This window comes from Comamonas sp. Y33R10-2 (genome assembly GCF_019355935.1).
GTDB lineage: Bacteria > Pseudomonadota > Gammaproteobacteria > Burkholderiales > Burkholderiaceae_C > Comamonas.
This window is the reverse complement of record NZ_CP079925.1, coordinates 605,637-627,465: the sequence shown is the minus strand read 5'-3', so window position 1 is coordinate 627,465 and position 21,829 is coordinate 605,637. Positions and strand designations below refer to the sequence as shown.

19 protein-coding genes and 1 riboswitch are annotated in these 21,829 nt (G+C 57.7%); of the genes, 12 read left to right on the top strand and 7 right to left on the bottom strand.

From position 1 onward, the window contains the following. Nucleotides 1–130 precede the first annotated feature (130 nt). The 5 genes from gdhA (at nt 131) to KUF54_RS02705 (ending at nt 4,797) form a co-directional block, all read left to right on the top strand. Entirely contained in the window at nt 131–1,477 is a 1,347-nt protein-coding gene (gene gdhA / locus KUF54_RS02725) for an NADP-specific glutamate dehydrogenase (protein ID WP_219345031.1), read from the top strand. A 413-nt stretch (nt 1,478–1,890) separates the two neighbouring features. Continuing rightward, nucleotides 1,891–2,331, top strand: a complete 441-nt coding sequence (locus KUF54_RS02720; protein WP_219346240.1) for a hypothetical protein — start codon at nt 1,891–1,893, stop codon at nt 2,329–2,331. Nucleotides 2,332–2,675: 344 nt separating this feature from the next. Beyond that, entirely contained in the window at nt 2,676–3,701 is a 1,026-nt protein-coding gene (locus tag KUF54_RS02715) for a porin (RefSeq protein WP_255576247.1), read from the top strand. A gap of 236 nt (nt 3,702–3,937) precedes the next feature. Continuing rightward, complete coding sequence (locus KUF54_RS02710) at nt 3,938–4,339, top strand: cupin domain-containing protein (protein WP_219345028.1); 402 nt, start codon at nt 3,938–3,940, stop codon at nt 4,337–4,339. Between the two features lie 92 nt (nt 4,340–4,431). Then, nucleotides 4,432–4,797, top strand: a complete 366-nt coding sequence (locus KUF54_RS02705; RefSeq protein WP_219345026.1) for a DUF5329 domain-containing protein — start codon at nt 4,432–4,434, stop codon at nt 4,795–4,797. A 12-nt stretch (nt 4,798–4,809) separates the two neighbouring features. On the opposite strand, the gene KUF54_RS02700 is transcribed toward KUF54_RS02705, so the two are convergent. After that, entirely contained in the window at nt 4,810–5,685 is an 876-nt protein-coding gene (locus KUF54_RS02700; RefSeq protein WP_219345024.1) for a methylglyoxal synthase, read from the bottom strand. A gap of 168 nt (nt 5,686–5,853) precedes the next feature. On the opposite strand from KUF54_RS02700, the gene KUF54_RS02695 reads away from it, so the two are divergent. The 4 genes from KUF54_RS02695 (at nt 5,854) to KUF54_RS02680 (ending at nt 10,075) form a co-directional block, all read left to right on the top strand. Next, nucleotides 5,854–6,717 (top strand): alpha/beta hydrolase, encoded by an 864-nt coding sequence (locus KUF54_RS02695; protein WP_219345021.1) that lies wholly within the window; start codon nt 5,854–5,856, stop codon nt 6,715–6,717. A gap of 203 nt (nt 6,718–6,920) precedes the next feature. Beyond that, nucleotides 6,921–8,108 (top strand): multidrug effflux MFS transporter, encoded by a 1,188-nt coding sequence (locus tag KUF54_RS02690; protein ID WP_255576414.1) that lies wholly within the window; start codon nt 6,921–6,923, stop codon nt 8,106–8,108. Between the two features lie 207 nt (nt 8,109–8,315). Beyond that, on the top strand, nt 8,316–9,323 hold the full coding sequence (gene miaA / locus KUF54_RS02685; RefSeq protein ID WP_219345017.1) for a tRNA (adenosine(37)-N6)-dimethylallyltransferase MiaA: 1,008 nt from the start codon (nt 8,316–8,318) through the stop codon (nt 9,321–9,323). Nucleotides 9,324–9,358: 35 nt separating this feature from the next. After that, nucleotides 9,359–10,075: an ABC transporter ATP-binding protein gene (locus KUF54_RS02680; RefSeq protein WP_219345015.1), complete on the top strand. Its 717-nt coding sequence runs from the start codon at nt 9,359–9,361 to the stop codon at nt 10,073–10,075. Between the two features lie 15 nt (nt 10,076–10,090). On the opposite strand, the gene KUF54_RS02675 is transcribed toward KUF54_RS02680, so the two are convergent. Genes KUF54_RS02675 through KUF54_RS02665 form a run of 3 tightly spaced genes read right to left on the bottom strand, consistent with a single transcriptional unit; the run spans nt 10,091 to nt 13,408 of the window. Then, complete coding sequence (locus tag KUF54_RS02675; RefSeq protein ID WP_219345013.1) at nt 10,091–10,621, bottom strand: hypothetical protein; 531 nt, start codon at nt 10,619–10,621, stop codon at nt 10,091–10,093. After that, entirely contained in the window at nt 10,608–11,414 is an 807-nt protein-coding gene (locus tag KUF54_RS02670) for an ABC transporter substrate-binding protein (RefSeq protein ID WP_219345011.1), read from the bottom strand. Before KUF54_RS02670 ends, KUF54_RS02675 begins: the two co-directional genes overlap by 14 nt. Nucleotides 11,415–11,470: 56 nt before the next feature. Beyond that, entirely contained in the window at nt 11,471–13,408 is a 1,938-nt protein-coding gene (locus tag KUF54_RS02665) for a TonB-dependent receptor domain-containing protein (RefSeq protein ID WP_219345009.1), read from the bottom strand. A gap of 187 nt (nt 13,409–13,595) precedes the next feature. After that, a riboswitch (cobalamin riboswitch) is annotated at nt 13,596–13,826 on the bottom strand. Nucleotides 13,827–13,971: 145 nt separating this feature from the next. Here KUF54_RS02665 and KUF54_RS02660 point away from each other — a divergent pair. The 3 genes from KUF54_RS02660 to KUF54_RS02650 all read left to right on the top strand — a co-directional run bounded on the left by KUF54_RS02660 (nt 13,972) and on the right by KUF54_RS02650 (nt 18,438). Further along, the gene (locus tag KUF54_RS02660; protein WP_219345007.1) at nt 13,972–16,671 is read left to right on the top strand and encodes an FtsX-like permease family protein; all 2,700 of its coding nucleotides are present in this window, start codon (nt 13,972–13,974) and stop codon (nt 16,669–16,671) included. 100 nt (nt 16,672–16,771) lie between these two features. Beyond that, nucleotides 16,772–17,212 (top strand): VOC family protein, encoded by a 441-nt coding sequence (locus KUF54_RS02655; RefSeq protein WP_219345005.1) that lies wholly within the window; start codon nt 16,772–16,774, stop codon nt 17,210–17,212. Between the two features lie 53 nt (nt 17,213–17,265). Further along, on the top strand, nt 17,266–18,438 hold the full coding sequence (locus KUF54_RS02650) for a lipocalin-like domain-containing protein (RefSeq protein ID WP_370627574.1): 1,173 nt from the start codon (nt 17,266–17,268) through the stop codon (nt 18,436–18,438). Nucleotides 18,439–18,627: 189 nt separating this feature from the next. Here the strand turns inward: KUF54_RS02650 and KUF54_RS02645 are convergent, their stop codons facing one another. The 3 genes from KUF54_RS02645 to KUF54_RS02635 form a co-directional block, all read right to left on the bottom strand. Further along, nucleotides 18,628–19,620 carry a branched-chain amino acid ABC transporter permease gene (locus tag KUF54_RS02645; RefSeq protein WP_219345003.1) on the bottom strand — a complete coding sequence of 331 codons (993 nt, stop codon included), beginning with the start codon at nt 19,618–19,620 and terminating at the stop codon, nt 18,628–18,630. Nucleotides 19,621–19,632: 12 nt separating this feature from the next. Continuing rightward, on the bottom strand, nt 19,633–20,517 hold the full coding sequence (locus KUF54_RS02640) for a branched-chain amino acid ABC transporter permease (RefSeq protein WP_219345001.1): 885 nt from the start codon (nt 20,515–20,517) through the stop codon (nt 19,633–19,635). A 72-nt stretch (nt 20,518–20,589) separates the two neighbouring features. Then, nucleotides 20,590–21,786: an ABC transporter substrate-binding protein gene (locus KUF54_RS02635; protein ID WP_219344999.1), complete on the bottom strand. Its 1,197-nt coding sequence runs from the start codon at nt 21,784–21,786 to the stop codon at nt 20,590–20,592. Between the last annotated feature and the right edge of the window lie 43 nt (nt 21,787–21,829).

Below are 21,829 nucleotides of genomic sequence, written 5' to 3'. Positions count from 1 at the left end.
CTACTTTGAGGAAGGCATGCACCAGAATCACGCCTACACGCACCAAAACTATGCATAGAGACATAACTTTTCGGCATAATCTTGTTTTCGCGAATTTCAGCATCTATCTCGATCCGTCAGAAAGTTCTCTATGAAGTACCAGTCCGTAGGCCAATTCTTGGAAGAAGTGGCACAACGCAACCCCGGTCAGCCCGAATTCCTGCAAGCCGTCACCGAAGTGATGGAAAGCCTGTGGCCCTTCATCGAGAAGCACCCTAAGTACGCTGAACACGCTCTGCTGGAGCGTCTGGTTGAAGCCGAGCGCATCATCCAGTTCCGCGTCAGCTGGACGGACGACAAGGGCCAAGTGCAAGTGAACCGCGGCTTCCGCATTCAGCACAGCATGGCGATTGGCCCCTACAAGGGCGGCCTGCGCTTTCACCCCTCCGTTAACCAGTCCGTGCTGAAGTTCCTGGCTTTCGAGCAGACCTTCAAGAACGCGCTGACCACCCTGCCTATGGGCGGCGGCAAGGGCGGCTCTGACTTCGACCCCAAGGGCAAGAGCTCCGCTGAAGTCATGCGCTTTTGCCAAGCCTTCGTTGCCGAGCTGTTCCGCCACGTGGGCCCAGATACCGATGTGCCAGCAGGCGACATCGGCGTGGGTGGCCGCGAAGTGGGTTACATGGCCGGCATGTACAAAAAGCTGTCGAACACCGCCTCGTCCGTGTTTACCGGCAAGGGCCTGTCGTTTGGCGGCTCGCTGATTCGCCCTGAAGCCACTGGCTACGGCACCGTGTACTTCGCCCGCGAAATGCTGGCCACTCGCGGCCAGTCGTTTGAAGGCAAGACCGTGTCCGTGTCCGGTTCGGGCAACGTGGCTCAGTACGCTGTGGAAAAGGCGATGGAGCTGGGCGCCAAGGTTGTGAGCGTGTCTGACTCCTCGGGCACTGTGTACGACGCAGCGGGCTTCACCACCGAAAAGCTGGCCATCCTGATGGATGTGAAGAACAACAAGTACGGCCGCGTCAGCGACTATGCCAAGCTGGTGTCTGGCGTTGAATTCTTGGCTGGCCAAAGCCCTTGGTCTATCAAGGTAGACGTGGCCCTGCCTTGCGCTACCCAAAACGAGCTGACCGAAGCCGATGCCAAGACACTGATCGCCAACGGCGTTCTGTGCGTGGCTGAAGGCGCCAACATGCCCTCCACCATCGAAGCGGCCAAGGCCTTCGAAGCCGCTGGCGTGCTGTACGCACCCGGCAAGGCATCCAACGCCGGTGGCGTGGCCACGTCCGGTCTGGAAATGTCGCAAAACTCGGCTCGCCTGTCTTGGCCTGCTGAAGAAGTGGACGCCCGCCTGCTGCAAATCATGCAAAGCATTCACGCCGCTTGCGTCAAGCACGGCAAGCGCGAAGACGGCACCATCAGCTACATCGACGGCGCCAACATCGCCGGCTTTGTGAAGGTTGCCGACGCCATGATCGCTCAAGGCGTGATCTAAGCTTTAGCGCTGGACTGCAACGAAAAAAGGCCCTTCGGGGCCTTTTTTCATTTTGTCTTTGAATTAAGTCGTGGCAAAGCGAGGCAAGTCGACTACATACATGCTTTTGAGCAGGGCGAGCTTGCGGCCAGGATCTATCGTCCGGTAGTAAGCCGCGAACAGCAGGTCTAGGCTAGAGCTGACGCAGGGGTTTCAACACCGAGTGTTAGCGGCAATCAACCGCTGAACTTGATGGACTCTGGCTGCAAACTCCAAGAACCGGCATTCAAGATTTTCGCAGCCCTTATCGGAGGCCACCCCGCCCCAACCCCTTGACGACAATTCACCGTGCCTTCAGGCAAAATTCAGATGATCGGGGCAAGCTTGGCGTCAGGTCTGCCGGGAAGCCCACCTTGAAGAATGGAACAACATCAATGGCACTGACGAAGAAGGGCGAGTTCATGTACGGAACGACGTCCGGAGACACCCAAGCCGAGCTGCGCAGCTACAGCGTTGCGAATCGCTATGAGGCCGTCCGGTTTGCCTCGTCCAAATGCACTTGCGGGTGCCGGACTTTTGCGCTGCAGACCGATGAAGAAGCCGGCGTGGCAATCCGCACCTGCACCGACTGCGGGCAGATACACCTGATGGGCGACAGCGCGGACCACGTTGAAGAGGCCGCCCCCGAGGCGCACGAGTGCGTGTGCGAGAACGAGGTGTTCGAGCTGGTGTCTGGCGTATCCGTGTACGAAGGCACACATGACGTGCGCTGGTACTACATCGCTTGCCACTGCGTGGAATGCAATCTGGTTGGAGTCTTCGCAGACTGGAAGTGTGAAGCAGGTGATGCGGCGGCCTTCCTCACCAAGGTTTGAGCGCGCGCCCCGCAGAGATCATGCTCGCAGGCTCGCGCGGCCGGGGAATGTCATGAGGTGGTTGCTGGACTTGGCTGTATCAATGACGGCAATCGCTGCGCCAGAGGCGAGCATTGTGTTGCATTAACCCGTTGATCCACAGTCGCTAGCAGCTCTGCACGCCAACGTCACAGCCCCGACAGAAACCGCCCTAAAAACTTCTCACCCGTGCCGGTATCTAGCAGCATCTGTGCACAAAACAAGGGATTACCCTAGGATTCACATCCTTCCCACATAGGGCCTAGCGCCCTGTGCCTTTTAGATAACGCCCGGTACTGCCGGGCGCTTTGCATTTGTTGTTGCCCGTGACTGTATTACCCTGCTGGCGTCTGCCTTTGGCCCACTTCGCCAGTTGCGCCGCCTTGGCCGCACTTTCCTTGCCTTCTCTTGTCCACGCTCAGCAAGCGCCCAATGGCACGCTGCAGGTCTATGGCCGCATCAACGCGTCTATTGAAAGCAACCGCTCCGATAGCCAAGCCCGCGCGCAGGGCCTGCGCAATAACGAATCCTTTTGGGGCCTGCGCGGGCAGGAGGATCTGGGCGGCGGCATGCAGGCCGGTTTTATTTTGGAGCATGGCTTTGATATTGACTCCGGCGCAAACAGCGCCAGTGACTACTTCAACCGTAAGAGCGAAGTGAATCTGACGGGCAGCTTCGGTATGCTGCGCATGGGCCGCATGTTCAGCGAGGCCTACTACGCCACGGCCGATGTGGTGAGCATGCACAACTTTGACACCGGTATCTCAGCCGATGCGCTGTATGCATGGGTATCCAACGGCGGCAATCATGTGTCTTGGCGCCTGCCGCAATACCAAGGTCTGACCGTAGAGCTGGGCACCAGCTTGCATGAAAAACAGACCGAGCCCAACAAAAACGCTTGGGACTTGGCCGCCAATTACGAGCTGGGCGACTTCACACTAGGCTTTGGCTACAACCGCTGGGGTGTGGCCGAGCAAGCCACTGTGCGCGCCACCTACACCACTGGGCCGTGGACGCTGGCCGGCTTTGTGCAAAACAGCCGCGGCTGGGATCAGGCAAGCTTCCAAGTTGATAGCAGCCAGCGCAATCGCAATATGGCACGCGTATCCATTCAGTACGAAGATGGCCCTAACGAGTACCACGCGAATGTGGGTTATGCCGGCAAAGTGGGCGGCGAAGCCGGCACACAGGCTACGCAGTGGACGCTGGGCTACAACTACAACTTCAGCAAGCGCACCAAGATCTATGCGCTCTACACCCAAGTCAACAACCATGAGCGTGCGCGTTACCTGACGGGTGAAGCTGGCGTGGGCTCTCGATCTCTGGCTGCGGGTATGCGGCACTACTTCTAAAAACGCCCATCAAAACGACCATCCAACTCAAATGGCGCTGCGCATCGACTGATGGGCAGCGCCATTTGTATTGATGATATTTTCATTGCAGATATTTGCATTGAAGACGCGTGTTTACGATCTCAGTGTTGAATTTAAGCGCTGAGCAATGCGGCCCCATCAACGGGCAAGTCCTCATACGCAGCTAACGCGCTGCGGGTACAAAAGTTTCTTTGTACTTTTACAGAGGATCTGCCATGCACTACTTGCTCAAACCTGCGGCCCTGCTTTGCACCAGCGCCTTGTTTTTTATCAGCGGCAGTGCCATGGCGCAGGCTAGCGGCTTGACACGTACCATGGTGGGCAAGGCCGATGTCTCAGTGCCGGGCCGAGAGGCCGTGGTGGCCAAGGTCGAGGTCGCACCGGGAGCACGCGCCGGTCGCCATACCCATCCCGGCGATGAAATCAGCTATATCAGTGAAGGTGAGGTCGATCTGCTCATTGACGGCCAGCCGCCGCGCACTCTCAAAGCTGGCGAATCATTCGTCGTGCCCGCCGGTGTCATTCACGATGCGCACAACGCCAGCAGCGGCACCGTAAAGCTCATTGGCGTGTACGTAGTTGAAAAGGGCAAACCGCTGGCTTCGCCTGCGCCTTGAAGGTTTGAGATAAACCTCTGCTTACCAAAAAAGTGCCATAAAAAAGCCGCAGTTCATCGCTGCGGCTTTTGTCTTTGTACGATGGGCTCACCATGAAGAAGCACCTCATTACCGCCCTGCTGCTGTGCGCAGCCACCAGCGCTGCTTTGGCTGAAAAGCCCACGCCGGCGGCCACGCAGGAAATTGAGCATTTGATAGGCCACCTTAAAAACTCAGGCTGCGAGTTTCAGCGCAATGGCAGCTGGTATGACAGCGCCAAGGCGGCAGACCACCTGCGCGGCAAGTACGACTATTTGCTCAAAAAAGGCTGGCTGGTCACATCTGAAGACTTCATCACCCGCGCCGCCAGCGAAAGCAGCATGAGCCACAAGCCTTATCAGGTGCGCTGCGCAGGCAAAGAGGCCGAGCCCAGCGCGAGCTGGCTCAAAGCAGAGCTGATGCGCTATCGCGGCAAATAATTAGCGAAAGGGTCAGCCGCCGCGCTTGACCGCCGCATCGCACCAGCGCTGCGCCACTTGAGGCGAGGTGCTGCACACCGCATCGTGGGTGACGGTAGTGACGGCGCGTTCCAGCAGTTGTATATCGGCTTCGTGCTGGCGGGCCACATGTGGGTCTTCAAAAAAGATAGCGCGGTGGCAGCGCTTTTCCAGCACTAAGTCAGCAATTTGCGCGTCGCCTCCTAATGGGCCGCTGTTGTAGCGGTCCACCCAAGGTTTGTCTGCTGGCCAGCCCTTGCTCCACGCCATCTCGTTGAGCTTCTGGCCCGTGGTGCCCGTGCCCACGCGGCGGCGGTAGCGGCTCAGCAGTTCAAAGTTGCGCGCAGCAAAGTCCAGCATGGTGGGCTTCATCGCATCGTGGGCAATCAGCGCCAGCGTCTGGCTTGCATAGTCGTGATAGCGGTCAGCATTGCGGTCACGCGCAAAGCCTGCGTGAATGCGCTCCATCTCAATCCAGTCACGCGTCGATGCCACGGTGGACAAAAATGGCTTGCCGTGAATCACGCACTGACGCTTCATGGCCAGCGCCTCAGGGAAGATGGAGGATGGGTCCACCGGGTCCATCAGGTAGATGGCGCCATCGAGAGTGCGCTCGTCGCCTTCCATACCCACCACTTCGGCAACCAGCTTCATCAGCCCGCCTTCACGGCCATAGGGGTAGCGCACCAAACCTTTGTAGCCCTGCAGCATGCTGGCAGCGGTGATGGCATCGTAGGTGCGACCCACGGTGTGAAAGCCCAATTTCAGCTCACGAATCCCTGCCTCGCAGGCGCGCAGCAAGGTAAAAAGCGCGGCATCCTCCGTTAGGTGGTGCAGTTTGTTGGCGGCAAGGCCTAGGCAGATCGACATATTGAATCATCCTCAAACAAGCCCCAAGTGCCCATAGATGCTGCACAGCCAGCTATCGATTTGTGCCTTGAAGTAAGCTCAAGAATATCGCCAATTCATGGCATGAAAATAAACTGGGCTGCTTGAACCCAACATACTTGCGCAGTATCTGACCTCTTTACACACCCCATGTCCACCCCATCACGCTTTTGGAATTTGCGCCGCGCCTTGCTGGCACTGGGTTTGACTGTGCTGGCAGGTTTATCCCTCTGGGGCTTAAACGAGCTAGACACACGCCAGCGGCTGTGGATTTTCCAGCCCAGCGACCGCAGCTGGCCCGGTGCCAACACCGCGGGTATGCAAGAGCAGTGGATTGACTTTCGCAGCCGCGATGGTGATACGGTGAAACTGCATGCTTTATGGATGCCCTCTCGCAACGCCAATGCTCCGGCGCTACTGTTTTTGCACGGGGCGCGCTGGAACGTGACGGGATCATCCCCCCGCATCCGGCGGCTGCACGACATGGGCTTTTCAGTGCTGGCAGTGGATTACCGGGGTTTTGGCCAGAGCAGCAAGGCCTTGCCTTCTGAAGCCTCAGCCACTGAAGATGCTCGCGCTGCATGGCGCTGGCTGGGCGATAAAGCGGCAGGCAAACCGCGCTACATCTTCGGTCACTCTCTGGGCGGCGCCATTGCGATTGATCTGGCCAGTGCTGTGAATGATGAGCAGGGCGTGATCGTCGAATCCACCTTCACCAGCATCCCCGATGTGTTTGATTCCATGCGCTGGGGCTGGCTGCCACTGGACTGGCTGATCACCCAGCGCTTTAACTCCGTGAACAAGGTGGCCCGCATTGGCTCGCCGCTGCTGGTGGTGCATGGCTCAGCAGACCCACTGATTCCCGTCCGGCTGGGCCTGCAGCTGTTTGATGCAGCCCAGCAGCCCAAGCGCTTTTTATTGGTGGATGGTGCCACACACCACAACACCCAAAGCAAGGCGCTTAAGCAGTACCGCGCTGCTTTGCAGGAGCTGTTCGGCCTCAACCCTCGCTGAGGGCCATTGCGCAGTGGTTGGCACCTGCATTAATCACGCGCAGCCACATCGCCATCAACGACGTAAGGGCCGGCAGGCGCGTTCGCAATCCCTGCTAGGCTCGGCTTGCCATGCCTGCACCGTCTGCCCAGCCTCCATTCAAGCCAAATACGCCTAATGTCCATACAGAATATAGAGGTGGCGCTCCTGATTCCGTAGTACTGATCATCATCACCCTCGGTTTGCTGCTGGGCCTGCAGCCGCTGGCTACCGATATGTACCTGCCCAGCCTACCGCTGATTCAGCAAGGCTTTGGCGTCCATGTCTCCCGCACCCAGCTCACGCTGACGGGTTTCTTGCTGGCCTTTGGTTGCTCCCAACTGCTGTGGGGTCCGCTGTCAGACCGGTGGGGGCGTCGCCCCGTGCTGCTGACAGGTTTGGCGGGCTATGTCATCGGTGCCCTAGGCTGCGCCAGTGCACAGAGCATGGATGCCTTGATTGGCTGGCGCGCGCTGCAAGGCGCAGCACTGGGCGCGGTGGTGATGTGCGCCAGAGCCGTGGTGCGCGATTTGTACGCCCCGCACATGGGGGCGCAAGTTATGTCCAAGGCCTTGACCGGACTGGGAGTGCTGGCCTTTTTAGCGCCCATCAGTGGCAGTCTGTTGGTGGAATGGCTGGGCTGGCGCTCCACCATGACGGCGCAGGCCTTCATGGGCTGCGTGGCACTGGGGCTGGTGGCGCTGCGCTTCAAGGAGTCCATTCCCCAGCGCAACCCGCAGGCCACACGCCCTAGCCATCTGCTGCGCACTTGGGGCCTTATTGTGCGCAACCCCATGTTTCAGGCCTACAACCTGCTGACCTGCTCCACCTACGGAGGACTGTTCACCAATCTGGCGGCCTCGTCGTTCACCTATATCAATGTGCTGCACATGGAGCGCACGCATTACGGCCTGATGCTAGGCACCAATGCGCTGTGCTACATCGCAGGCACTTTTGCCTGTCGCCGCCTGCTGACGCGCATGAATGTGCAGCAAGCCGTGGCCATTGCCGGCGCACTCACGCTGGCGGCGGGCACGATGATGGGCATTGCCGCGTTGGCCGACAGCCGCAGCATCTGGGCCTATGCCCTGCCCTGTTGCCTGTATCAGATGGCCCATGGCATCCACATGCCTTGTGGGCAGAGCAATGCGATTGCGCCGTTTCCGCAAGCTGCTGGCACGGCCTCGGCCATCAACGGCTTTGTGATGATGATTCTGGCGTTTGCCATGGGGCACTGGCTGGGCCAGCACCTTGATGTGGACTCTGCAGCCCCGCTGGCCTTCGGTATGTGGTTCTGGTCGGCGTGCACTGCGCTATCTGCCTGGGTGCTGGTACGCCGTTTTGGGCGCATCGACCCGAATCACAACAAATAAGATATTTGAGGCATTTAAAAAGCAGTTTTTCTTTTTATAGAGACTTTTTCAGAATGCATGCTGTGCCCAATCGACTGGCTCAAGGCTAAGCCCTGCTGCTGCATATAAGCCAAAGGGTGCGCTATCCTTCGCAGCCTGCAAACGCCAATGGTCCGTGCCCACGGGCCATTTGTTTTTTGATCTCAGCCCTGTAATGATTTCTGCGCCATGACTGCTTCACATCCCCTGCCCTGTATCGCCATTGCCGGCCCCACCGCCTCGGGCAAAACTGCTGCGGCACTGGCGCTGTCTGAACTGCTGGCGCAGCGCGGGCAAAAAACTGAAATCATCAGCGTAGATTCAGCCTTGGTCTACAAAAGCATGGACATTGGCACAGCCAAGCCCTCTGCAGCCGAGCTGGCGGCTGTGCCTCATCACCTCATCGACATCATCGACCCGCTGCAGTCGTATAGCGCAGCCGAGTTTGTGCGCGACACGCAAAAGCTGGTCGATGAAATCCACGCCCGCAACGCCATACCGCTGCTGGTGGGCGGCACCATGCTGTACTTCAAAGCGCTGATGGATGGGCTGGACGACATGCCCGCCGCAGACCCGGCCGTGCGCACCATGCTAGACGCACAAGCTGCCGAGCTGGGCTGGCCCGCCATGCATGCCAAGCTGGCCGAAGTTGACCCCACCACCGCAACACGCTTGGCCCCCGGCGACAGCCAGCGCATTCAGCGTGCTCTGGAGGTGTGGCATGTTTCGGGCAAGCCGCTATCGAGCTTTCACACTACAAAAAACAAAGCAGGTGCTGCAGAGCAGATAGGGCTTGCAGCCCTTTTCTCTTTGGAGCCTGAAGACCGCAAATGGCTGCACCAGCGCATTGCGCAGCGCTTTGATCTGATGCTGCAGCAAGGCTTTCTGGACGAGGTTCGCCAGTTGCGCACACGCGGCGATCTGCATCTCGATCTGCCATCCATGCGCTGCGTGGGTTACCGCCAGGCATGGGAAGAGTTGGACTGGCAAAGCGCGCATAACCTACCCGAAATCAATCATTACCTGCTGCGCGAAAAAGGCATTGCCGCGACCCGCCAATTGGCCAAGCGCCAGATCACTTGGCTGCGCTCCATGCCCCAGCGCCACGCCATTGCCTGCGATGCGCCCGATGCGCAGCAGCAACTGTTAACAGCCGCCATGGCTGTGATTGACCAAGCGCAGCGAGCCGCTGGCTAAACCCAGCCCCGCAGCACCCTCGTTAAGATCGCTGCATGGCTGCTACTGATTCATCACTCGCCCCTTGCCTCTTGCAAGTTCAAGACCTCGCCAAGCGCTACGGCGAAGCGACGTCACCAATACAGACTCAAACTGCTGTTTTTGAGCATGTCAGCTTCGAAGTACAGGCCGGTGAATTTGTCGCCATTGTCGGCAACTCTGGCGTGGGCAAGTCTACCTTTCTCAACTGCCTTGCCGGGCTAGACAGCTGGCAGCAAGGCCGCGTGCTCCATCAAGGTGTTGACCTATCAACGTTAGATGAAACCCAGCGCGCTGTTTGGCGCCGAGCGCATCTGGGCTTTGTGTTTCAGGCCTTTCATGTGCTGCCGCATCTGGATGTGGCGCAGAACATTGCTCTGCCGCTGATGCTGCTGGACCGCATGAATGTGCAAGGTGAGCAGCGGGTGCAGCAGGTGCTCAATGCCGTGGGACTGGAGGGGTTGGGCCAGCGCTTGCCCCAGCAACTCAGCGGCGGGCAGTTGCAGCGCGTGGCTATTGCCCGCGCACTGGTGCATTCGCCGCCCCTGTTGCTGGCCGATGAACCCACGGGCAACCTGGACCCATCCACCGCCCAGCAAGTGATGGACTTGCTGCTACAGCAAACCCGTGACAACGGCACGGCGCTCATCCTCGTCACTCACTCAGCAGAAGCGGCCAAGCGCTCTGACCGCGTGTTGCGACTGACAGCGCACGGAATGGAGCAAGCTGCTTAGCTTAGCCCCGCTGGGCTAGCGCACCTTGTAGCTCTTGCTGACGAACGGCACCTCCGTCACGCCCCGGCGTTGATTCACCGCCAGCGTCATCGCAAAAAACAGATTGCACAGTACGTTGCACATGCGCTGCAAGATGTCGGGGATGTCTCGCCCCTCTTGCTCCACTCGAACCATGCAGCGAATCGCCTTCTTGGCCACAGAACGTGCTTGATGCAACTGGGGCACAGGCGCAGCGCCACGCGGAAGCACAAAGGCATGCATGCGCTCGCCAGCCTGCGCGCTGTAGTAATGCAAGCGCTCTTTAAGCCAATCCAGATCCGCCTCCTCCACCGCCAGCTTTGCGCGAATCGAGCCATTGATGTGAAAAGCCAGAGGCTGAATGCGCTCAAGGTCTAAACGCAGATCGGCGAACTCGGCTGGCGTTGCTTCCAACGCGCTACCAATCAAAGCGCACAGCTCATCGGTCGTCACCTCAAAGTCGCACAGGTACGAAGTCTCGCAAATAAACGGGTAGCAGACTTCGTCAAAATTTTTACTGAGTTTCATGAGATGTTGTGTTGTTGAGCCGCTCAATGCATGCAGCAAAAATGGTGGCCGCCAGATCCAGCCTCGGCCCCGGGCGGGTTACGACGCGGCTGTCTTCCTTGCTCAACTGGCAAACACGGCGCGGGCGTTGATCGGGCTGCAAAGCGCGCATTTGCGGCCAACCGGGGCGCTCATCCAGCTTGCGCAGACTCTCGCCATGGTGAGAAAGAATGATGAGGTCAGGGTCGGCGCGCAGCACAAACTCTGGCGACAAGCGCATGAACGCAGTGGCACCCTCTGGTGCGATATTGCGAGCGCCTAATCGAGTCAGTAACTGACCCATAAACGAAGTCGCCCCTGCCGCATACATGGCAGGATCCACTTCAAGGTAGATGCGTGGCACAGCCGCCCCCTGCTGCTTGAGCTGTCGGGCTGCAGCATCCACATGCGCCTGCATGCGTTGCCACAAATTTTGAGCCTGTCCTGTTTGCAGCACCTCATCGAGCTTAAACAGCACGGCGCGCACCTGCTCTAAGCTGCTCGCATCCACCTCTAGGTAGCGAATATGAGCTGCCTGCAGGCGCGCAATCACGCCCGCAGAGCGCCCCACCAACACCCAGTCCGGGCGCAGCGTCACAATCCGCTCGATGTCTGGCTGCCAAGTCTTGCCCAGCTGTGGCAGGCTGCGCACCTGCGGCGGCTCTAACGAAAACTCATCAACCCCCACCAGTCGATCGCAAGCCCCCAGCGCACAGACAGACTCTGTGGCGGAGGGCAGCAGGGAGATGATGCGCTGCGGTGGAGTTGCGGCCATGGCCGCAGTGCAGCCCACAGCCAACACCAAAGCAAGGCTGCTCCTCAAGCGTTTGATCAACGCATGGCCCACTTCAGGGTCAGATAACCCGCACGGCCGAGCTGATTGAAGCCGTAAACACTTTCATAGTGCTTGTTGCCCACATTGGCTACGCGTGCCTGCAGCGACCACTCTGGGTTGATGCGGTACTCGGCATACAAATCCACGATGGTGTAGGCAGGCAAGGTGACGCTGGAATAGGTGTTGTAGTCCGTGTCTTTGCGGCTGCTGGCATGCAGCAGGCTACCGCCGAGCTTCCAGTCACCGACACGCTTGTTCAAATTGAGCGCCAGCTGATTTTTGGCGCGGCGATTCAAAGGCTTGCCATCGGCTTGCTTGGCATCGAGGTAGTCGTAGTTCATCGACGCATTCCAGCCATCTACATTGATGCCGTACTCCAGACTCCAACCCCTGAGGCGAGTCTGCCCCATCAGATTCGTCATGCCCGTGCTGCCAATAGCAATCAGGTTACTTACCTTGTTGTCAAAGTGCAGCAACTTGGCACGCTGTACACCTCGGCTCCATTGCAGACCAATCTCGTTGTTCTTGCCTTCTTCTGGGCGCAGATTCGGGTTGCCGTTGTACATGGGATATAAAGCATCCACGTAGTACAGATCATTGAACGACGGCGCGCGCATGCTCTTGCCATGCGAGGCGTAGGCTCTCAGACCCTTAGCAAGCTCGTAGCCGTAGCTCAAACCATAGGTCGTCATGCCGCCGAACTGGGAGTTATCGTCACGCCGCACATTGCCTTGCCACGAATGGTTGCCAGCGCTGCCGTTGAGTCCCAAAAAGACGGCATTGATATTGCGGCGTGTCATTGCATAGTCGCTGGACACATCCACCTTTTGCTCCAGTCGCTCAGCACCAACCAGCACCGTACCCAGTCGCGTTGCTATCTCGTTGTCCCACTTGTATTCAAGCTGGGTGGTATTGAAGAAGCTATTGCCATACGGCGAGCCGAAGTTCTTTTGCTCATCGCGCGACTGGCCTACCGACACCGATGTCGTCCAGTTGGGCTGCACCTTACCGGAGAGCTTGAGTTTTGCCACACGCGTCTTCAATTCGGCATAAGGGTTGGAGCCCAGACCCGAATCGGTGTGAATGCGACCATCGGACTGCAAAAAATTGCTGTCGATGCGCCAATCTTGGCTCAAGGCGTAGCCCAAGCCCAAGTTCACGGAGGTTTGCGCAAAGCTATCGCGATCCGGGTTGTAGGTGTAGAGGCCCGCCTTGGCATTGGTACCAGAAAACCCATGATCGACCAGACGATTGACGTTGAGCTGATAGTCAAAACCGCCCTGTGCCCCACGCATGCCGGCAGATGCTGCCTTGTAGCCGTTCTCTCCAGCGGTCACAGACCCATTACCCAGAAATGGCTTGTCTGCATCCTTGCCGCGCTTGGTGAAAATTTGAATAACGCCGCCAATAGCTTCACTGCCATAGATCGCAGAAGCTGGGCCCTTCACCACTTCGATGCGATCAATCATCTCCAACGGCAAGTTATCAAGAACCGGAGCCGCCATGGTGGCAGAGCCATAACGCACGCCATCAATGAGCAGCAAAGACTGTGTGCTTGCCGTGCCGCGCAGAAACACGCTTTGCGCAGCTCCACGACCGCCATTGCCAGTCATCTGTATGCCGCCGCCCAGACGCTGCAGCAACTCTGCAGCTGAACGGGCCGGCGCCATCGCCTCAATTTGCTTTGCGGAGATCACGCTCACATCGGCCAAAGCGTCATCAACAGCCACCGCAGAACGCGTGGCAGTCACCACGGTTTCAGCCATGCGCCGCTCTGTTTGAGCAAAGGCAGTGGCTGCGCAAACAGACATTGCCGCCGCAGCAACCCAAGTCAGGCGCGATGAAGTGAAGAAAGGAGCTGGCGCAGAGATAAGCGCGAAAGCAGACACCGGCGTACGAAGGCCTTGTGCCGTTAGGGAAAGAGAGCTATGCATGAAAAATCTCGAACAGTTAGCACTAGCGTCCCCGCCAGATGCATACCAATCCAGAGTCCCTAAGAGCAGCTAACACAAGCCAGCAAACCAAAGGTTTGCGTTTGAGACGAGGCGCGAAGCCGCAGGCAGTACAAAAGTACGACAAGGCGAAGCAACGAGGTATCAAGGGTCGTGTTAGAGGCTCTAAAGACTCTGGCACATGTTTGGCCGGTATCCAGACTGATGCACTGACTGCCTAGCCTTCCCAAAGCGCAATGCGCTTCAGTGGCTGATTTAGACAGTCTGGTTTTTTAAACCTGTGCACTCACTGTTGCGGGGGCAGTACATGCGAGGATTGGCGCTAAGCCAGCCCTTCATGTTTCCCGTTTAACTGCAGCGTCAGAACAACGCCGCGAGCACCAAAGGACGACATCATATAGGGTTGCGCTAAAAAATGATTTTGATAAAAGCCTGCACGCGCAGCTCTAGGGTTTGTTGAAAATTGATCGAAGATCACTTTGTGACAGCAAGGAAACAGGCCCTAGATCTCTGGCTCTATCTTGCTTGCCTATCTGGACTAAGTTGTGCCTCTACTTCATCTGCTTCGCACCTTTTCTTGGCAAGAGCTGCGCCAGCACCCTTGGCGCACAGCCACGGCGCTGATCGCCATCATGCTGGGCGTGGCGCTGGGCTTTGCCGTGCATGTCATCAACCAGTCAGCGCTGGATGAATTCTCGCGTGCGGTGCGCAGTGTCAATGGTCAGCCAGACTTGCAGTTGCACACCATGCAAGGAGGGCTGCCACTGTCGCTTTACCCGCAAGTGGCCAAGCTGCAAGGCGTTGCTGCAGCCGTGCCTTGGTTGGAGACTTCGGTACTTTTACCTACAAACAAGAGCCGTCCCGCCACAGGCGATGCCAATGCACGCAGCACGCAAGGATCAACCCAAGGCACGCCCTTGCGCGTGTTGGGCAGCGATGCGCTAAAGCTTGCGCCCGTTGCCCCCGCATTGATGCCGCGTTTGTTTGAAGGAGGCAACCGGCTCGATCTGTTTGCACCCGATGCGGTGTTTCTCAACTCAGCGGCCTTGCAGGTGCTGAACCTGAGCGCAGAGCAAGCTGTTAACACCCCTATCCAATGGCTGCTTAACGGCCAGCCTCAGCAGCTGCGCATTGCTGGCACAGTGGCCGCCACAGGCGCTCCCATTGCAGTGATGGACATTGCTGCGCTTCAGCAAAAACTGCAGCAGTTTGAGCGCATAGACCGCATTGATTTGCTGCTGACGGACCACAGCGACCGCAGTCAGATCACCACTGAGCTACACGCTCTTTCCGCGTGGCAAAGCCAGATGCTGATTCAGCAACCCAGCGATGATCAGCAACGCGTGGCTGAGATGTCTCGCGCCTACCGCGTCAACCTTACAGTGCTGGCGCTGGTGGCATTGTTTACTGGCGCGTTTTTGGTGTTCTCCGTACTGGCGCTTAGCGTCGCGCAGCGTGCGCCGCAGTTTGCGCTTCTCGCCGTTTTGGGGGCCACTCCACACCAGCGCATGGCTGTGGTTTTACTAGAGGCTTTAGCGCTGGGCGTTTTAGGCAGCTTCGCGGGTATTGCACTGGGCGGCGCCCTTGCCTGGCTGGCGCTGCAAGTGCTGGGCGGCGATTTGGGGGGCGGTTTTTTTGCGGGCGTGCAGCCCGCGCTGAACTTAAGCCCTGTGGCCGCACTGGTGTTTGGACTGCTCGGCATTGCAGCCACGCTGGCAGGTGCATGGTGGCCTGCACGTGCTGCTATGGATTTACCGCCCTCAGCCACGCTCAAAGGCTTGGGGCACACGCATGAAAAAGAGCCGCGCCTGTGGCCCGCCTTGCTACTACTGCTCGGCAGTGTTGCGCTGGCCTTTATGCCGCCCATCGCAGGCATACCGCTGGCCGCCTACTTAGCCGTGGGCTTGCTACTGCTGGGAGGTATGGCGGCGCTGCCTTGGCTGCTGGGTGCGATGCTGGGTCTGGTTCCTGCCCAGCTGTCACGCCAGCCACTGGCCATGCTGGCGTTTGAGCGTGCGCGCCGCATGCGCCACGCAACCACCGTGGCCGTAGGCGGTGTGGTGGCCAGCCTGAGTCTGGCCGTGGCACTGACCGTCATGGTCACCAGCTTTCGCGCCAGCATGATGGAGTGGCTGGATGCTGTATTGCCCGCCCCCTTATATGTGCGCGCTGCAGGTGGCTCCAGCCGCGTGGATGCAGCGCTTTTGCCTGCCGACGCGGCGCTGCGCGTCAGCCAGCTGCCGGGGGTTGAGCGAGCCCTACCCATGCGCAGCAGCCAACTGGTGCTAAGCCCTGAGCGCCCGGCTGTTAGCCTGCTGCTGCGTCCTTTGAAAGAAGATTCAGCGGGACAGCGCCCCATGCAACTGCCTTGGATTGAAGGGCCAATGATTAAAGGGCCAATAACTGCGCCCAGCAGCGGCACACCGGTTCATATCAGCGAGGCTGTGGCCCAGCTTTATGACTTGAAAATCGGTGATGAGTGGCCACTGCTTTCAAAGGCTTTTAGCCATCAAGTCAAGGCAGAAAAAGGACCTATAGCTACTTTTTACATAGCATCTATCTGGCGCGACTATGTTCGCCAGTTCGGTGCTGTGGCGCTGGACTGGCAGGACTATCTGGCGCTAATGGAAGGTTCAGGCGATACAGGCAATGCAGCGCAGATCAGCGAACTAGCCGTCTGGCCCACACCCAGCAGCACACTCGCATCAACCAATTTACAAACCGGCTTGCAAACCGCCATCGAGCAAGCGATCACCACTCCGGGGCAAGCAGCGCCAGCGCTGGAGTTTGTCAGCAGCACATCTTTGCGCGAGAGATCGCTGCGCATCTTTGACCGCAGCTTTGCCGTGACTTACTGGCTGCAAGCCGTGGCCATTGGCATCGGTTTGTTCGGTATTGCCGCAAGCTTTAGCGCGCAAGTGTTGGCACGGCGCAAAGAGTTTGGATTGCTGGCACACCTAGGCCTCACCCGCCGCAATGTGCTGAGCGTGGTGGCCGCAGAAGGATTGGCTTGGACCACACTGGGCGCCATTGCCGGCACGCTGCTGGGGCTGGGTGTGGCGGTGATTTTGGTGCACGTGGTCAACCCACAAAGCTTTCATTGGACGATGGCGCTGCGCCTGCCCGCCGTGCGTCTGCTCAGTCTGTGTGCTGCGGTAGTACTTGCAGGCGTTATTACGGCGTGGCTGGCTGGGCGAAAAGCGGCCAGTGCTGATGCCGTTCTCGCTGTCAAAGAAGACTGGTAAGGGCTAGCGGCTATACCTGCGATTGCAGCAGCGTTTTTCACACCACTGCAAACAAGGGCAGCGCACAATCAATGCTCTAACTCAGCTCTGGGGAGTTCGTATGCAAGTCCAGTCCTATCTGTTTTTTGATGGCCGCTGCGAAGAGGCTCTGGAGTTTTATCAAGCTGCCCTCGGCGCGGAAGTCACGGCGCTGATGCGTTACAAGGATGCTCCGCCCCAGCCCGCGCCCTCCTCCCAGCAAGGCTGCGGCCCCGGCGAGATGGATCCGGAAAAAATCATGCATGCCAATATGCAGATTGGCGAGACGCAGATCATGGCCTCAGACGGCATGAATGGTGGCAAGCCTGATTTCAAAGGCTTTGCCCTTTCCATCTCCGCGCCAAACGACAATGAGGCCCACCGCATCTTTACCGCCATCGGTGAAGGCGGTCAGGTACAGATGCCTCTGGGTGAGACCTTTTTTGCCCGCAGCTTTGGCATGGTGACGGATCGTTTTGGTGTCGCTTGGATGGTGATTGTTCCGCAGCTTGATATTGGGTGATACAGATCACATCAATAAAGACCCCGGGGCGATCTAAGCGGTAACAATGGCGCATGCGCCAACCGCCCCTGATTTCACCTCATGCTTTACCAGCCGACGCCAGCATTTCACGCAGGCTCTCTTTGCATGCGATGGCTGCTGCAGGTCTGGGCATGAGCGCTTGGGCGCTACCGCCTTCAGCCATGGCCCTACCCATCAAAACGCTGCAATTTCCGCGTGACTTTGGCAGCCACCCTGATCTGCAAACCGAGTGGTGGTACATAACAGGGCAGTTGCAGGCGGGTGGTAAACCTTGGGGCTTTCAGCTGACCTTTTTTCGCTCGCGCATTGCCTCTGCGCAAAGCCTTCAGTCACCGCTGGCAGCCAAGCAATTGATCTTTGCCCACGCTGCACTTTGCGATGTACAGGGGCAAAAATTGCACCACGACCAACGCATGGCGCGTGCAGGTTTGGAGCTGGCCGACGCCAGTGAAAGCGACACCCATGTTTACATCAACGACTGGTTCCTCAAACGCCAAGCGGTGGCGGGTTTTGATGCGACAAAAGCAAGCCATTACAGTGCCAAACTAGCGGCCAAAGACTTCACGCTAGATCTTGAATTTGATAGCACCCAGTCATTGCTGCTTCAAGGCATGAATGGACTTTCGCGCAAAGGTCCGCAGCAAGAACAAGCCAGTTATTACTACAGCCAACCCCAGCTCAAAGTCAGCGGCTCCATCACCGCCGGTGGGCAGCGCTTGCCAGTGCAAGCCAGCCCACACAACCGCGCTTGGTTAGACCATGAATGCAGCGCCGCCATCATGCACAAAGAGGCGCAAGGCTGGGACTGGATAGGCATGAACTTGGGCGATGGCAGCGCGCTGACGGCCTTTCATCTGCGCCGATCGGACAGTTCACACCTCTGGGCTGGCGGCTCATTTCGCGCACCCAATCAAATCGCACAAATCTTTGCCGCCGATCAAGTGCAGTTTGAGCCGCTGCGCTACTGGACAAGCCCACACAGCAAAGCCCGCTACCCCGTTGCATGGCGCATTCAAACACCCGCTGGGCGCTTTGAAGTCCATGCTTTGGTGGATGACCAAGAACTGGACAGCCGTGCCAGCACCGGTGCGGTTTACTGGGAAGGTTTGTGCGAGCTGCGCCGCATCAATGCAGATGGCCGCAGCAGCCCGGTGGGCCGAGGCTATCTTGAAATGACGGGCTATGTTGAAGCGATGAAGCTATAGCGCTGGATGCCGTCACACGCCAAGCAAGAGACAGCAAACAAGGGCCGCCCCGCAGCGATGCTGTTGTCCCCTTCCCACGTAGCGAGAGAAGGGGCTGAAGGCCGCAGCTCCGAGCCTGCCTGCGCAGGCTTGGACGGTCTGCAGAAAGACCACCTCTGGTGGTCGCAAGCAAAGCCGCTCAGGGGTTGCCTACTTTTTCTTTTCCAGCAAGGAAATTAGCTCACCCATGATGCCCTTGCGGAACATGAGCACGCACAGCACAAAGATCAAGCCAGTGACGATGGTGACGGACTCACCCAAAGTGCCAAACCATTCCACACCCGTGGTGCGAGCGAGGAAGCTGCCAAGGTCGCCGATCTTGTTTTCCAGCGCCACAACCACCGCGGAACCCAGCAGCGGGCCGGAAAGCGTGCCCAGACCACCCATCAATGTCATCAAAATAACATGACCCGAAGTGGTCCAGTGCACATCAGACAAAGTAGCAAAGCCCAGCACCAGCGTCTTGAGTGAGCCAGCCAGACCGGTAAGCGCCGCAGAAATCACAAAGGCCAGCAGTTTGAAACGGTTGACGTCATAGCCCAGCGAGATAGCGCGTGGCTCGTTTTCTTTGATGGCTTTAAGCACCTGACCGAAAGGCGAATGAATGGTACGCACAATGAGCAAAAAGGCCAGCGTCACCACGATCAGTGTGACGTAGTACATGGTCAGGTCGTTGCTCAAATCGATCATGCCAAACAGCTTGCCGCGTGGCACGCCTTGCAGACCATCTTCACCTCCAGTGAACTTAGCTTGCAGGGCCACAAAAAACAGCATCTGCGCCAGCGCCAGCGTGATCATAGAAAAATAAATGCCTTGACGGCGAATAGCCAGCCAACCTGCGAGCAGACCCAGCAAGCCACCAATCAAGGTACCCAGCAGCATGCCAATTTCTGGCGTAAATCCCCAAGCTTTGATGCTGTAGCCCGCAACATAAGCTGCGCCGCCCAAAAAAGCAGCGTGCCCAAAGGACAGCAAGCCCGTATAGCCCAGCAGCAGGTTAAAGGCCGAAGCAAACAGTGCAAAGCACATGAGCTTCATCACAAACACAGGGTAGGCACCCAAAAAAGGCGCAGCTATCAGGCCCAGTAACAACAGGCCGTAACCCACAGGGGCAATGCGTTGAACAAACGTCTTTGGTTTCATGTCGTGCCCCTCTTATTTTTCTTTACCGAACAGGCCAGCGGGGCGAATCAGCAAAACAATAACCATGATGAAGAACACGACAGTGGATGATGCTTCGGGCCAGAAAACCTTAGTCAGCCCTTCAATAACTCCCAACCCCAACCCCGTCAAAATCGAGCCCATGATGGAGCCCATGCCGCCAATCACCACCACGGCAAACACCACAATAATGAGGTTCTGCCCCATTAGCGGCGTGACCTGATAGACCGGCGCGGCCAGCACGCCCGCAAAGGCGGCCAGTGCGGCACCAAAGGCATAGGTCAGCGTGATCATGACAGGCACGTTGATGCCGAAAGCTTCAACCAATCGAGGGTTCTCGGTACCAGCGCGCAGGTAAGCACCAAGGCGCGTTTTCTCGATGACAAACCAAGTCGCAAGGCAGACCACGATAGAAACCAAGACCACCCAAGCGCGGTAATTAGGCAAGATCATGAAGCCCAGATTGGTGGCACCTTCGAGCAACTCAGGCGTGTCATAGCCCAAGCCTGAAACGCCGTAGACGGAGCGAAACACGCCTTCGATCAGCAGCGACAGACCCAGTGTGAGCAGCAGGCCATAAAGGTGATCAAGCTTGTAAATCCAGCGCAGTAAAAAGCGCTCTATCAGCACACCCAAAATGCCCACCAACACGGGCGACAAAATCAGCATCACCCAGTAGTTAATGCCGAAATAACTCATGGCCATCCAGGTGCACATGGCACCCAGCATGAACAGCGCGCCATGCGCAAAGTTGATGACATTGAGCAGGCCGAAAATGACGGCCAAACCCAGACTCAGAATTGCGTAGAACGAACCGTTGACCAGCCCCAAAAGGAGCTGGCTCATCAGGCCGGGCAATGAAACGCCAAAGAAGTCCATGAGAGATACGCTGGTGGGAGTTAGGGGTGCATCAATCCAAGCTCGTAATCACTTTAGCGACTACTTTCGCAATTACTTCCAGAGCGCGCACTTGGTCTCTGCCTTGGTAGTCCAGACCGTATCTGCTGGCAGCTTGCTCAAGACCTTGAGGTAGTCCCAAGGCTTGGTCGACTCGCTGGGCTTCTTGGCTTCGACCAGGTACATGTCGTGCGCAAACGTGCCATCCGGACGAATCACGCCCTTGGCGTAGAAGTCGTTGATAGGCGTGCTTTTCAGGTGAGCCATCACCTTGTCAGCATTGGTGGTCTTGACGGCTTCAACGGCCTTCAGATAGTTCATGACGGCCGAGTAGTCAGCGGCCTGCACATCGGTGGGCATGCGCTTTGTCTTGGCAAAGAACTTGTTGGCGAATTTGCGCGATTCCTCGTTCATGTCCCAGTACCAACTGGTGGTATGCAGCAGGCCTTCGGTGTTCTTCAAACCCAGGCTATGGATATCGGTCAGAAAGACCAGCAGACCGGCGGTCTTCATGGTCTTGCTGATACCAAATTCCTTGGCCGCCTTGATGGCGTTGATGGTATCGCCACCCGCATTCGCCAGACCCAAAATGTGGGCCTTAGAGCTTTGTGCTTGCAACAGGAAGGACGAGAAGTCAGACGCGTTGAGCGGGTGCTTGACCGAGCCCAACACCTTACCGCCCTTGGCGTTAATGACCTTGGTGGTATCGGACTCCAGCGCCTGACCGAAGGCATAGTCAGCCGTCAAGAAGAACCAGTCTTTGCCACCACGATCGACCACCGCGCCACCCGTTCCCTTGGCCAGTGCTACGGTGTCGTAGGCGTAGTGCACTGTGTAGGGGTTGCACTGCTCATTGGTCAACGCGGAAGAGCCCGCACCGCTGTTGATGTGCACGCGCTTTTTCTCATTGGCCACTTGCGAGACAGCCAGAGCTGTGCCGGAGTTGGTGCCGCTGAAGACCAGTGAGATGTTCTGCGTATCAATCCACTCGCGCATCTTGGATGCTGCGATGTCGGCCTTATTCTGATGGTCTGCACTCATCAACTCGATAGGCTGGCCCAGCGCCTTGCCACCAAAGTCATCAATCGCCATCTGCATGGCAAGCGCGCCATTTTTACCTTCCACATCAGCGTAAAGGCTGGACATATCGGTCACAAAACCGATCTTCACTTTTTCCTGCGCTTGCACCAGAGGACTGGTCAAACCTGCAACAGCCAACATGCACGAGAGAACGCTCAGTTTTGCTTTCATCTTCATCTCCAGGGTTAGATCTTTGTAATCAAAAGAGAAACTA